Below are 15,035 nucleotides of genomic sequence, written 5' to 3'. Positions count from 1 at the left end.
AAGTGCCAGAAGATCTGGCACTAATTTTATCCATAGAGGATAATTCCTGCTAGACCGGAGAGTATTATAATAAAAATCGGACTCACTTTAGTCTTCAACATGACAATAAAAACAGCACTCCCAATTATCAGGCTTTTTAAATCAATAAAACTGGATTCAGAGATAGTAAATGCTGCAGTCAAAATCAATCCAATCACTACAGGGCGCAAAAATTTCAGAATTGCATTTATATAAGGGGATTTTTGAGCTTTTTTAAAAAAGTGGGCCACAATAATTACAAGGATAAATGAAGGAGTAATTACCCCAAAGGTTGCAAATATTGAACCTAATATAGAGGAGACTTTAAATCCGACAAAGGTAGCGCTATTAATGGCAATTGGCCCTGGAGTCATCTCAGCAATTGCGATAATATTAATGAAATCTTTTATTGCTAACCAGCCGTGTGATTTTAATTCTTCTTGAATTAAAGAGATCATTGCATAACCTCCACCAAATCCAAAAAGTCCGATTTTAAAAAAGGATAAAAAGAGACTAAGTAATATTTGCAATATTATCACCTCATTATTCATTCTTCTGATTGGTCTTTAAAGAATGTTTTGCGGTTTAAAAAATAATTGATTAATCCGGCCATACTGGCGGCAACAATTAATATAACCGGATTGATGTCAAACAGAATTCTGGCAATTAGAGTAACAATCAAAACAATAATTAATAAAACTGACCAATCAATGGTTCTTATAAGCTTGACCCCGGCATAAGCAATTAAAGCAACAACGGTGGGTCTAATTCCTTTAAAGACATTTTCGATAATTTGGTTATTACGAAAACGGTTAAAACTTATGGCAATAAGCAGGATGATTAAAAAAGATGGAAGAGCAACACCGACGGTGGCAGCTAGAGCACCCGGCAATCCAGCTAGATTGTACCCAAGAAAGATGGCTAAATTTATGGCAACAGCTCCCGGTATGGTCTGGGTCAGTGATATTGAATCAATAAATTGTTTTTTATCAAGCCACCCGTGTCTTTCTACCAGCTCTTTTTCCATTAAAGGAATCATGGCAAAACCGCCGCCAAAAGTGAACATACCGATTTTGAAAAAGGTTGTAAAAAGCTTTATTAAAAAACGAACATTAAAATTTTTTTTCATAGTTATTACCCCTTTTTAATTTTGATCATAGGAAGATAGCTATTTACAAATATATTGGTTTTTCTTAAGAATGTCAAGTTATCCAGTTACTTTTAAAACTAAATCTGAATAAATAGTGGCTGAAGGAACAGGAGAAGGGTTTGCCGAAAATATATATGATTTTACTGCAAAAAGCTAATTTTTCACTTCAAAAGAAATTTTTCGAACCATCTAAAGTTCGATTTCAGTCGAAATAAGGCACACTAATCAATGGGCCCTCCTGGTTTTTGATTAGCTCATCACATCCTGTGATGAGGCCTTATTTCGACCAAAATTTCACTAAGATGGTTTAACGAAAAATTTCTATGACGCTCAAAATTAGCTTTTTGCAGCTTAATTATATAATATAAAAAGGTTTGATAGGGGGGATGATGGTGACGACCAGAAATTACAATGAAGAAAAATTAAAAACTATTTTGGATGCAGCCCATAATGCCATTGTCGCTGTTGATGAACAGGGGTTTATAACCATTTTCAATCATGCTGCTGAAAAAATTGTGGGAGTCAACGCAGAAGAGGTTATGGGTCAACCAGTAGATGAGGTAATTCCCACTACTGGACTTTTAACCGTGTTAAAAACTGGCCAGGCTGAGTATTCGCAAAAGATGAAAATTGGAGATGTGATGGTACTGACCAATCGCACCCCCATTATCAAAGATGGAAAGATTGTGGGAGCTGTAGCAATCTTTCAGGATATTTCAGAATTGGAGTCGATCAGTCAGGAATTAAAATCAATTAAGGAATTAAATCGGGAGTTGGATACAATTATTGAGTCTATCTCCGATGGTGTTTATATCACCGATGGTGAAGGAAACACTTTACGGGTTAATAGTGCCTATGAGCGAATTAGTGGAATTAAAGCAGAAGAGGTCATTGGTCGGAATATGAAAGAATTGGTGGAAGAAGGAGTTTATTCTCAGTCTGTTACTTTATTGGTATTGGAAGAACGGGAACCTGTCACCATCACCCATGAGATTAAAACAGGGAAAGAAGTTTTAATTACGGGTAACCCTGTCTTTGATGAAGAAGGAAATATTGTCCGGGTTGTGACTACTGTACGTGATCTGGCGGAATTGAATTCATTAAAACAGCAATTGGCAGAGACCCGGAAGTTAAGCCAGCGTTATCATTCAGAACTGGCCCAACTGCGGTTGCAGCAGTTGGAATTAGATGATGTGGTCATCCAGAGTGAGGCGATGCAAAAGGTGATTAAATTAGCTCTCCGACTGGGAGAGGTGAACTCAACAGTTCTAATTACAGGTGAATCAGGAGTGGGTAAAGAGATCGTTGCCAAGATTATTCACCGCACGGGCCAGGGGCATGAAGGATCATTAATTAAAGTGAATTGTGGTGCTATTCCTGAGAATCTTCTGGAATCTGAACTGTTTGGTTATGAAAAGGGAGCCTTTACCGGAGCAAGAAAAGAGGGGAAGCCCGGACTTTTTGAGCTGGCTGAAGGAGGGACCCTTTTTTTAGATGAGATTAGTGAACTTTCGTTGAATTTGCAGGTGAAGCTTCTTCGCGCCATTCAGGAGAAGGAGATTGTTCGGGTTGGAGGTGTCAATCCAATAAAAATTCAGGTCCGGATTATTGCTGCCACCAATCGAAACTTAGAACAGATGGTTAAAGAAGGTAAGTTCCGGGAAGACCTTTATTATCGTTTAAATGTGGTACCAATTTATGTTCCACCTTTACGTGAACGGCGAGAGGACATTATTCCGCTAATTTATCATTTCCTGGAACGGTTTAATACTCAATTTAAAACGAATAAGAGGTTTGATCCGGAAGCGTTAAAGGCACTGGAACGGTATGATTGGCCGGGAAATGTACGGGAACTCGAGAACACCGTTGAGCGATTGGTAGTATTGACCAATAATGATCTAATTGGGATTGATGATTTACCAGAATATATTCGGTCTGATGAGTATGTAAAAACTCCCTCAAATATTATTGTACCCAGTCTGATGCCTTTAAAAGATGCAGTGGAAGAAGTAGAAAAACAGATCATTGCAAAAGCTTTACAAAAATATTCTACTACCCGTGAAGTAGCAAAAGTGCTGGGAGTAAGTCAACCAACGATTGTGCGAAAAATGAAGAAATATGGATTATCTTGAGACAAAAATCTCCTCATAAAGACATGAGGAGATTTTTTTGTTTTAAAGACTCTCATTTAATATTTGAAGGCACCTTAGAGTGGTGCTTTTCAGTAATCACCACATTTTCTGATCAGTCCTTATTTCAACTGAAATCGAACTTTAGATGGTTCGAAAAATTTCTCTTGAAGTGAAAAATTAGCTTTTTGCAGTAAAGTCATTTCATACAGTCAGATAGAGTTGTATTAAACTCAGGTGAAAAATTATTGACTAAAATTACTATATATTTTAAAATAATAATTATCAAGATAAATTAACAGAAAAAAGAAGAAATAACAAATCAAAAAAAGGAGGAAACATTTTATGATTAGAAAAACATGGATTATATTAATAGTTATGGTAATAGGTTTATCAAATCCTGGAATGACTCAAGAAGAGATGAATATTTTGAGTTTTGATGTTATTTATTTAAACTCTTTAACTCAGATTGTCATTCAGACTGATAAAGTTCTGGATTATCGTTTACGTGAAGGTGATGGAGTGGTAGAGGTTTATTTAAAAGGTCAACTTGCTAAAGGATTTGCAATTCCTGAAAACCTTACTGATCCTATTAAAGAGGTTGTAGTACAGGAGAAGATGGATGGAGTTATTTTTTATGTTAAATATTCTGATTCAGTTATTTTAAGAAGTTCTTTGACTCCTGATCAAAAATCTATAGTTTTAAGTTTGAGTTCTATTAAGGATGAAGAAACACGAGCTGATAAAAAATACAAAGTTTTCTTTTTGGAATATGCTGATCTAAAAGAAGTTGCAAATATTTTAAAAAAGATGATTCCTTTTGGTGATCGGGCAATTCAGATTAATGAGGAACAGCAAGCTTTAATCATAAGTAGGGAAGTAGAGGATCTGGATGAGATTGAAAAATTGATTAAAGAGTTAGACTTTCCACGGGAGCAGATTTTAATTGATGCAAAGATTATAGAAATAAATGTGGATGATAATTCCACATTGGGTTTAGATTTTAGTGATAGTTTCGGTGTTATGTTTAAAGAAAAGACATCGACTTATGGTGAAGTGGATTTAAATTTACAGACATTTGTAAGAACACCGTTAAATCTAATGGCTGCTATTAATCTGTTGAAGGGAAAAGGACAGGCCCGGGTATTAGCAAATCCGCGTATTGCTACAGTTAGTGGAGTGGAAGCAAAAGTAATTACACAAGAGCGGATTCCGATATTTATTTCTGAAAATGTAAGTGGTCAGAATTATCGAATAAAACAGGATATTGTGGCAGGAATTCAGTTGAAGATTAAACCAAGGGTTAATAAATATGGTGAGATTATTTCGGAAATATATACAAATGTTACTTCTGTGACAGGTACAACAGCCGATGGGTATCCTACAACCAGCAGTAGGGAGGCGGAAACCATTATTCGCTGTAAGGCAGGCGAGACTATTGTAATAGGGGGATTGGCAAGAGAGAGTGTGATTCAGTATGAGAATCGAATTCCTCTTTTAGGGGATATCCCTATTTTAGGACGATTGTTTAGAACTGTGCGGGATGAGACTAAGAGAAGTGATTTATATATTTTTATTACGCCATATCTGGTTAATCATAAGGATGTTTTAAATGTAACATTACCTTCTGTTTCTGAATCAGTAGAGACTGGTCAAGATGATGAGACAGGACAGTAAAGGGAGGTTATAACTTATGAGAAAGTTTTTTTTCTTGCTCTTGCTAGTAATTTTGTTAAATGATATTGGAAAAACGGCTGAATTAACAGGAAGGTTTCTTTATAATGGGGAGCCTGTTTCGGGACTTAGTGTTTTTGCTATTTCTGATGGTAATGAGTTAACAGGTTTTGAACCCAGGTCAATTACAGATTCTAAAGGAGTATATTATTTTTCTGACCTGGAGGAAGGGACTTACATTTTGAGGACATTTGGTGAACATTCCAATACCTATTATTGTACTTTAAAGGAATTCTGGGGTTCATCCACAGACGTTTTAGAATTAAAGAAAGATGTTCGTTATAGACTAAATGATCTCAATTTATATAAGAAATTTGAAGTTATAGCGCCATTTAATGGTCAAGTATTATCAAAATCTGCTCCAATTTTTAAATGGGAATCATTTTTAGAAGCTGATCATTTTAAGTTACAAATTTATGATGTTGATGGAAATATGATTTATGAGAGTCCAAATTTATATTCCACTGAATTTCAAGGCCCTGTTTTAGATGAGGGAATTTATAGCTGGCAGGTTAATGCATATAACCATAAAAATCAGAAAATAGCTATGACTCCATTTTCAAAGAGACGGAGGTTATTTACAATTGGTAATCCTGGTGTTGAACCAATTTTGTTATCCGTCGCTATTGGACCAGATTTAAAAAACGGTGAACTTACAGAACAGCGAGATATTTTTTTGACTGATGAAGAGAAGGTTGTAGTGTTATTAAAATGGGGTCACATTGAGGGAAAGCATACTCTCGTATATAAATTTTTTGCTCCTAATGGAGAGAAATATCATGAACTTCCTTATATATTAAAATCAGGCCAGAAATATTCATATGTATGGTTGGATATAAGATATCATCGAATGGAAGAATTAAAGGGAATATGGAGATTGGAAGTTTGGGTGGATGGTAAGAATATAAGGAATTTGAATTTTACTATAAAGAGAGGTGATAAGAGTGATTAAAAAGAAAGGCTTTCCAAAATGGGTGTTATTAATTTTATGTTTTATTTTTATAGTTAATTTACCAGATTTTATATTTGCCAAAAATACTTTTATATTTCAAAATAATCAGGATGAAGAAGAGACTATTATATCTATTCTTTTAATTCCGATTAATGGTGGTGGTACTGGCGGGGATACAGATAATGGTGGAGGAGATAATAATGGTGGAGAAGATGAAGAAGATGATGAAGATGGAGATAGAGAAGATAATGAAGATGATGGAGAAGATGAAGAAGATGGTGAAGATGAAGATGGAGGAGATAATGAAGGTGGTGGAGAAGATGGAGAAGATGATGAAGATGAAGATGGAGAAGATAATAAAGATGGAAAAGATGATGAAAATGATGATGGAGAAGATAAAAAAGATGAAAAAAATGATAATAGAAAAGAAGACAAAAAAGAAGAAAAAGAGCCTCCAGTTGATGCCAATAAGCCTATATATAATCTAGGAGAAACTGAGAATTTAAGGGGAGATCCGGTTAATATTGCGAATGGGAATTGGCATTATAAAATAGTTGATTTACAGGTTCCTGGTAAGGGTATAGATCTGGAAATCAAACGTTCCTACAATACTAATTCAGACCATATCCCATCAGTATTGGGAAGAGGATGGACATTTAACTATAATATCTATCTTGAGGAGTATTCTGAACTAGGTATTATGGTTTTATGTAAAGGTGATGGAGGTAAAGCAAATTTTGAAAAGGTAAATAATGGAGAATACATAAATCCTGTTACACATGAACGTCTTAAGAAAAATGGAGCAATTTATATTCTTGAAAAGACAGACGGACAGATTTATGAATTCAATTCAAATTTAAAGATCAGTAAAATCCGGGATAAAAATGGTAATACATTGAGTTTTCGTTATGAAGGAAATCGGTTAATCGAAGTCACAGATGCCAGTCAAAGGCGGTTACAATTCCTTTATAACAACAAAGGACAGATTATCCAGATTATTGACCCAATGGGCCAGAGTTTGCGCTACAACTATGATAACCAGTTGTGTCTGGTTTCTTTTACCGACCGTTCCGGTAGAACAACTGAATATAGGTATAACAGTCAACATAAGTTGGTAAGCATTATTAATCCAGCGGGTGAAGTATTTTCCATAGTTTATGATGAGAAGGGCAGAACCAGAGAACAGAGATATGGGAATGGAAGGAATTGGTCTTATACTTATGACGAAACAAATCGTCATACTATTGTTAAAGATTTAAATAATCAGATAACTCATTATTATTACGATGAAGCAGGTTATATTATTAAAGAAGTAGATCCACTGGGCAATACAACTTTATACACCTGGGAAAATGGTAAAAAGACAAGTGTTACTGATCCGAAAGGTTTTACCATACGGTATCGGTATGACCAATTGGGTAACCTGGTTGAAGAAATTGATCCATATGGGAATTCAACCCGCTATGAATATAATGGAAGAAATTTGATTAAAAAAGTTGATCCCATGGGTCGGATTACTACATATGTTTACGATGATAAGGATCGTTTAATTCAAACTACAGATCCTTCAGGAACGACAATCCGCCATTATGATCAGTATGGCAATCTAACTTCCATTCAATATCCTGATGGAAGTATAGAGACTTACCGTTATGATCAATATGGCAATAAAATTGAAGTTGTTAAACCGACAGGAGAAAAATGGAGTTATGAGTATGATATTTTAGGAAGAAAGATAAGAGAAACCAATCCTTTGGGTGGAGTTACTACTTATACCTATGATCCTGAGGGACGGGTCACCTCAATTAAAGATCCCCGGGGCGGAATTACCACCATGATTTATGATCAGAAAGGGAACTTAAAAGAAAAGCATTTTCCCGATGGAGGAGTAGAAAAATACAGTTATGACCAACATAACCGTCTGATTCAAAAAGTTGATGTTAATGGTCAGATTACAACCTACAAATATGATGGAAAAGGAAATCTTATTGAAAAAGTAAAACCTGGTGGAAGAGTATATAGCTATCAATATGATGCCTGTGGTAGGCTGATAAAAGAAATTGACCCATTAGGTCAAACTATCCAATATTTTTATGATGCTAATGGTAATTTAATCACTAAAATTGGAAAAGATGGAGGACGAACTTCGTATAACTATGACCGTTTAAATAGATTAATAGAAAAAATAGATCCTTCAGGTTTAAAAACGGTCTATAAATATGACAAAGTAGGAAATGTTATAGAGAGAATTATAGGGAATAGAAAGACCAGTTATCAATATAATGCTCAGGATAAGGTTATCTTAAAAATTGATCCACTTTTAAGAAAAACCCATTATCAATATGATGCGATGGGAAGACTTTTAGAAGAAAGAAAGCCTGGCGGAGTTGTAACCAGATATCAATACGATGCCAGCGGACGTCTCATAAAAAAGATCAATGCTGAAGGGGCTGAAACCCAATACACCTATAACGGTTCTGGTTTGATTGAGACAGAAGTAGATCCTTTAGGAAATGTAACCAGGTATTATTACAACCAGGCAGGTGATTTAATCCGTAAAGTAGATCCACTGGGCAACGAGACCAGATATACCTATGATCAAATGGGCCATCTTTTAACAATTACCAGATCTGATGGTGGAGTAATTACATATGAATATGATTTGAAAGGAAATGTAATTAAAGAAACAGATCCGTTAGGGAATAGTACCACTTACACTTATGATCCATATTCCGGTAAAGTAAAAACTAAAACAGATGCTTTAGGTCGGGTTACCCGATACGAATATGATTTGTTGGATCGATTGGTCAAGAAAATATTGCCCGATGGTACAATTGAACAATACAGTTATGATGCCAATGATCGATTGGTACAGAAAATGGATCCGGCAGGCAATAAGTTTATCTATACCTATGATAATTCAGGTAATCTTCTGACAGAACAGGATCCAGTTGGTGGGAAGATTACTTATACTTATAACCAGTATGGAGAACTGATCAAAGAGATAGATGCTCTGGGTAGAAAAACCAGTTATCAGTATGACGCTGGCGGTAGATTGAAATGTAAAAGCCTGCCAAATGGCAGGAATATTGTCTATACCTATAATGAACTGGATCAACTGATTAAGATTCAGGATGGGGAAAGGATTACTACTATGAAATATGACAGGGTTGGAAATTTAATCGAAAAAATAGATCCTGCGGGCTATAAATATACTTATGAATATGATAAGAATGGTAACCTATTGAAAGTTCATAATCCTGATGGAGGAATAATCCAGTTTAAATATGATGCATTAAATCGGTTAATTCAAGAAATTGATCCTTTACAGGCTGTTACCAGATATGAATATACTCCTCTCGGGCAGGTGAAAAAGATTATTCAGCCATCGGGCGGTACTATTATAATGGAATATGATAAAAATGGCAATTTGATCAAAAAGACTGGCCCTGAAGGAGAAGTTACCCAGTATAGATATGATAAAGTTGGAAATGTTATAAGTGAGATCAATCCTTTGGGAGGAGAGACCAGAATTGTCTATAACAGCAGAGATTTGCCGGTAAAAATCATTGACCCGTTAAACTATACAACCAGGTATGAGTATAATGCGGTAGGTAAGATGATCAAAAAGATTGATCCAGAGGGAAATATTTATCAATACATTTATGATGCTATGGGACGTTTAATAAAAGAGATAGATCCTGAGAACAACGAAGTTACTTACGAATATGATATTGCTGGAAGGTTGATTAAAAAAGTAGATCCATTGGGAAATTTCACCCGGTATAAGTATGATGAGATGGATAATCTGATTCAGGAAATTAACCCATTAAATGAAGCTATGCGTTATGAGTATAATAGGTATGGTGAAAAAATAAAAGAGATAGACCCATTGGGAAGAATTACCCAATATCAATATGACCCTCTGGGTAGGGTAACGGCAATTATAAATCCAATGGGTGATCAGATGAGCTATAAATATAATTATGCCGGAAAGATTGTTAAAAAAGTTGATTTAAACGGTGGAATTACCACTTATAAATATAACAGACGGCAGCAGTTAGTTGAAAAGATAAATCCACTGAAGCAGAAAGAAAGTTATCAGTATGATGCAGTTGGAAATCTGGTGAAGTATATTGACCCAGCCGGTAATGAATATCAGATGCAGTATAACAAGAGAGGGGATCTGGTTGCTGAAATAAACCCATTGAGTAAGAAAAAGCAGTATAGTTACAATGCACTTGGTCAGATTGAGAAAGTTATAGATGAAGAAGGACATGTAACCCGTTATATTTACGATAAAAAAGGGCAGTTAATCAGTATAATTGATCCATTGGGCCAGACAACGAAATATACTTATACACCACAGGGAAAACTGGCATCAGTCACAGATCCGGACGGGAATGTAAAACATTATAAATATAACGAAATACAGCAGTTGGTTCAGGTGATTGATGAATTGGGTCGAAAAGAAGAATATCGGTATGATCCTTTGGGAAATCAAACTTTGATAAAAGATCCACTGGGTCGCGAGATACGGTTTGAATATGATCCGGTAGGCCGGCTGATAAAGAAGATTCAGCCAGATGGAGGAGAGTATGTATATCAATATGATAAGGCAGGCAATCTTATCAGAGCAACTGATCCTTTAGGTTATCATTATCAGTATGAATATGATCAGTTGGACAGGCTAATCAGAGAAATAGATCCATTAGGCAGCAGAGTTCAATACCGTTATGATAAAGTTGGCAATTTGATCGAAAAGACCGATGCTGCCAATAATAAGACTATCTATCAATATGACCTTTTAAATAGATTGGTAAAAGTTACTGATGCAAAGGGATATAGTACTGAATATAAATATGATCAATTAGGAAATTTGATTGAAGAGATAAATCCCCGTGGAAATGTAGCCAGATACAAATATGATCCATTGGGAAATCTGATAGAGAGGCAGGATTTTGCAAATTATGTTTATAAATATGAATATAATGGAACAGGAAAGATTGTAAAAAAGATTAATCCAGATGGTGGGGTATATGAATATATTTATGATCCGCTGGACCGTGTAATCAGTATAATTAATCCTTACGGTGCAAAGACAAATATTAGTTACAACTATCGGGGCCAAATTACCAGGATAGAAGATCCTCTGGGGGGTATTACGACCTATATTTATGACAAAGTAGGAAATCTGATTAAAAAAGTTGATCCTGAAGGGCGGGTTACACAATATACCTATAATGATGTTAATAAGTTAATTGAAAAGATAAATCCTTCAGGAGGGAAGTATAAATATGCATACAATCCAATGGATCAGGTTGTAAAAGAGATAGATCCATTGGGTAGAGAGACTCACTATAGATATAATTTGCGGGGAGAACTTATAGAAGTCAAAGATCATTTAGGGAATGCAGTAACATACAAATATGACCCATTGGGACGGTTAGTAGAGAAAGTAGATAGGGCCGGTTATAAGACAGTTTTTGAATATGACCCGGTAGGAAATCTGATTGCTAAAGTAGATCCGAGAGGCTTTAAGTATGAATATCAATATGACCCACTTAACAGGTTGGTAAAAAAGATTGACCCGAAAGGAAATGAAACCCGGTATAAATATGATGCTGTAGGAAACATTATTGAAGTTATTGATCCACTACAGCGGATAACCAGATATGAATATGATCCACTAGATAGGGTTACAAAGATTATAAATCCATTGGGAGATGAGAAGAAATTTTCTTACAACTGGGCCGGTAAAGTAACGGAAGTAATTGATTATAATGGTCAAAAGACAAAATATCAATATGATAAGCTCAATCGCCTGGTACAGATCACCAATCCGGCAGGTTATACCAAGAGCTATGCTTATGATCAATTGGATCGCATTATAGAAATGGTTGACTTCGGCGGTGAAAAGACCAGTTATAGCTATAACAGGGTAGGAGAATTGATTAAAAAGATTGATCCACTGGGTAATGAGACCTGCTGGGAATATAATGCTCTGGGACTACCGGTTAAAAAGATCAATGCAAGGGGTTATGCCTATAGGTATGAATATAACCTTGCAGGGGAGTTGATAAGTATCACAGATCCAATGGATTATAGGACAGAGTATCAATATACACCATTGGGTGATTTAGCAAAAGTTATCGACCCATTGGGTAATGTAACAGAATACGAATATGATGCCCGGCAGCTTTTGGTAGCTAAAACAGATGCAATGGGATATAAGACAAGATATGAGTATGATCCAAACGGAAACCTGATAGCCAGGATTGATCCATTGGGCAGGAAGACGGAATATGAATATGACAGTTTAAATCGTAGAATTGCAGAGATAAATGCTCTTGGTTATGTAACAGATTATCAGTATAATGCTGTAGGAAACCTGATTCAGGTTAAAGATCCGAAAGGGAATATAACAGTCTATCAATATGATGAGCTTGATCGTTTGACAAAGATAATTGAGGCTAATGGTGGGGAGTATGAATATGAATATGATAAGATAGGAAATCTGGTAAAAGTTATTGACCCATTGGAGAATGTGAAAAAGATGAGCTATAACTCTCTAAATAAACTCATAGAAGTAACCGATGCAATGGGATATACTACGGTATATCAATATGATCCAGAGGGAATGCTGACCAGGATTGTAGATGCCAATGGTCATACAAAAGAGTATCAATATGATGCCCTTGATCGATTGATTCTGGAGATAGACCCATTGGGAAATGAGACAAGATATGACTATGACCCGGTAGGTAATTTGGCCTTTAAGATTGATGCAGAGGGTAGAAGGACGAGTTACACTTATGACCCGCTAGATAGGCTAATTCAAATTGAATATCAGACAGGAGAGAAAGAGAAATTTGAATATGATCCATTGGGTCGTATAATTCGAGCTGAAAGTCCAGAATTTGTACAGACATTCAGTTATGATAAGTTAGGGCGGAAGATAAAGGCCAGAAATGAGACATTGGGAACAGAGATTCAGTACAGTTATGATGCTGTAGGGAACTTAAAGACATTGACAACACCAAAAGGCTCAGTAATTTCCTATGAGTATGATGCTTTGAACAGATTAGTCAAGGCCAATCTACCGACGAATCATTATGCAGAATATGAGTATGATGCAAACAACAATTTGACACGTATGAAATATTCCAATGGAGTAGTGACAGAGTACAGTTATGATGAAATGAACCAGATAAAAAGCATAGTTACCCGTGGCCCATATGGAGTTCTTTCAAGTTTTACTTACGAAAGGGATTTAGTAGGGAATATCTTAAAATGTACAGAAGAGGATGGGGCAGTGACTTTATACAGATATGATGCAAATTATCGATTAACAAAAGTAATTTATCCAGTAGAGAAGATTACAGCGATCAGGGACGCTCAGTTGATAACTCAACCTATAGGTGGAAATGAGAAAGAAAAAGGTAAGGGTAAAAATCAGAAAGATAATGATAATCAACCAGACCCGGCAGAAAACTTTGATTATCTGGCATTGCCATTTAATGTAGTGACTTATGAATATGATGCAGTAGGAAATATGATAAGAAAGAGTCAGGATGGGGTAGAGACATTGTATCAATATAATGCAGCAAACCAGTTGATTCAGGCAGGGGATGTGAGATATATTTATGACAGGTTAGGGAATCGAATACAGAAGATTTCTCCTGAAGGAACAGTTACCTACAAGTATGACTATGCGAATAGATTGAGCCAGGTACTATTTGATGATGGAACAGAGGTTAAGTATAGCTATGATGCTTTAGGGAGGAGAGTAAAGAGAGAGGAGAGTTACTGGCATACATCGAATCAATTAAGATGGGAGAAGACGGTGTATGTATATGATGGTAATAGACTTTTAGCAGAATATGATCAGCATGGTGGAGGCATTCAACCATTAGCAGAATATTTTTCCGGTAATGGCAATATTATTGCCAGGAAGATGTATGGTTATCATGATAGGAAACTTAAGGGTTATCAGCCCAATACAAGAGGATTTCTATTCTTTTACCATCATGATGTAAACAGGAATGTGATGGATATAACTGATAGATCAGGTAACAGTCTATTTAAGTACAGGTATGATGCTTTTGGAGAAGTTTATGCAGGAGTGATGGAGCCATACAATCATCATGGATTGACAGAGAAGTTTTATGATACAAAGGTAAAATTGTATCACTTCAAAGCAAGAGATTATGATCCAGTGACAGGTCAATGGATTCAGAGAGATCGTTACAGGGGTCGTTTAAGTGATCCCCGGACCTTACATGGATATATGTATGCATATCAGAATCCAGTAAGATTTGAAGATCCATTGGGGTATGATGTTGATAAACCTATTACAGATCCGACAGTTTCAATTCAGGATCCAGAGGCTGCTATTTGCGAGATGGATGATAATCAAATTCAGGTAGATAAAGGGGATATATACGAAAATGGGGCGAATGAAGATGATGAGTTAAGTGATGATGGAAATTCATTAGTTCAAGTTTATTCGACAATAGTAGATAATCAACCTAAACCAGGAGATAAAATTTATTATGAAAAAGAGATAGGGCAAACATTATTGGGAATAAATCTTGATAGTCATACAACAGATAACAGATCAGGAGTAGTCCCAGAGAAGACAATTATCGGAGGAAGTATATTAATATCTAGTAAACCTATGAGATTTTCTGTAGAAATTGATTATTTGGAAGAAAGCAAAGTAGATATTTGGGTTAATGCTTATGCAAGTAGCTCTGATTATAATCCTAAGGAGGGGGACCTTCCCATGATAGAGTTAAGTATTGATGAAAATAAAATAGAAGGTTTGTGGTTTGTAAAAGAAGATTTAGAAAGGCAATATTTAACATTACCAAAAAAAACTATAATATGGGAAAAACGAATAACTATCGAGGTGAAAGAACCAACTAAGTTAGAAGTATTTTTTGCACCTCCAATGCCTGCAACTGATAAAGGACTAATAATACCACTTTCTTATTCAGTAATAAAAGATATAATTATAATAAAACCTGCACAATAATTGAATTATTTA

The 15,035-nt window shown here is 35.6% G+C and carries 6 protein-coding genes; 4 read left to right on the top strand and 2 right to left on the bottom strand.

All coding sequences use genetic code 11. From position 1 onward, the window contains the following. Positions 1-26 precede the first annotated feature (26 nt). Both BBF96_RS12475 and BBF96_RS12470 read right to left on the bottom strand, forming a co-directional pair. Positions 27-548 (bottom strand): chromate transporter, encoded by a 522-nt coding sequence (locus tag BBF96_RS12475; RefSeq protein WP_164731054.1) that lies wholly within the window; start codon positions 546-548, stop codon positions 27-29. 17 nt (positions 549-565) lie between these two features. Beyond that, complete coding sequence (locus BBF96_RS12470; protein ID WP_127017470.1) at positions 566-1,147, bottom strand: chromate transporter; 582 nt, start codon at positions 1,145-1,147, stop codon at positions 566-568. Between the two features lie 413 nt (positions 1,148-1,560). On the opposite strand from BBF96_RS12470, the gene BBF96_RS12465 reads away from it, so the two are divergent. The 4 genes from BBF96_RS12465 to BBF96_RS12450 all read left to right on the top strand — a co-directional run bounded on the left by BBF96_RS12465 (position 1,561) and on the right by BBF96_RS12450 (position 15,023). After that, the gene (locus tag BBF96_RS12465) at positions 1,561-3,300 is read left to right on the top strand and encodes a sigma 54-interacting transcriptional regulator (protein WP_236777820.1); all 1,740 of its coding nucleotides are present in this window, start codon (positions 1,561-1,563) and stop codon (positions 3,298-3,300) included. Between the two features lie 342 nt (positions 3,301-3,642). Beyond that, positions 3,643-4,974 (top strand): type II secretion system protein GspD, encoded by a 1,332-nt coding sequence (locus BBF96_RS12460; protein WP_127017468.1) that lies wholly within the window; start codon positions 3,643-3,645, stop codon positions 4,972-4,974. 16 nt (positions 4,975-4,990) lie between these two features. Continuing rightward, the gene (locus tag BBF96_RS12455) at positions 4,991-5,983 is read left to right on the top strand and encodes a hypothetical protein (RefSeq protein WP_127017467.1); all 993 of its coding nucleotides are present in this window, start codon (positions 4,991-4,993) and stop codon (positions 5,981-5,983) included. Beyond that, the gene (locus BBF96_RS12450; RefSeq protein ID WP_127017466.1) at positions 5,976-15,023 is read left to right on the top strand and encodes a DUF6531 domain-containing protein; all 9,048 of its coding nucleotides are present in this window, start codon (positions 5,976-5,978) and stop codon (positions 15,021-15,023) included. The genes BBF96_RS12455 and BBF96_RS12450 overlap by 8 nt, the downstream gene beginning before the upstream one ends. Positions 15,024-15,035: the final 12 nt, after the last annotated feature.

The organism is Anoxybacter fermentans (assembly GCF_003991135.1).
In the GTDB taxonomy this organism is placed as follows: Bacteria; Bacillota; Halanaerobiia; order DY22613; family DY22613; genus Anoxybacter; species Anoxybacter fermentans.
Note: the sequence above shows the minus strand (reverse complement) of the source record. Positions and strands in the feature narration are given on the sequence as shown.

Bases quoted from the DNA above. Each gene is read 5' to 3' on its own strand.
- BBF96_RS12460 (WP_127017468.1), top strand. From the start codon at position 3,643: ATGATTAGAAAAACATGGATTATATTAATAGTTATGGTAATAGGTTTA.
- BBF96_RS12455 (WP_127017467.1), top strand. From the start codon at position 4,991: ATGAGAAAGTTTTTTTTCTTGCTCTTGCTAGTAATTTTGTTAAATGAT.
- BBF96_RS12470 (WP_127017470.1), bottom strand. From the start codon at position 1,147: ATGAAAAAAAATTTTAATGTTCGTTTTTTAATAAAGCTTTTTACAACC.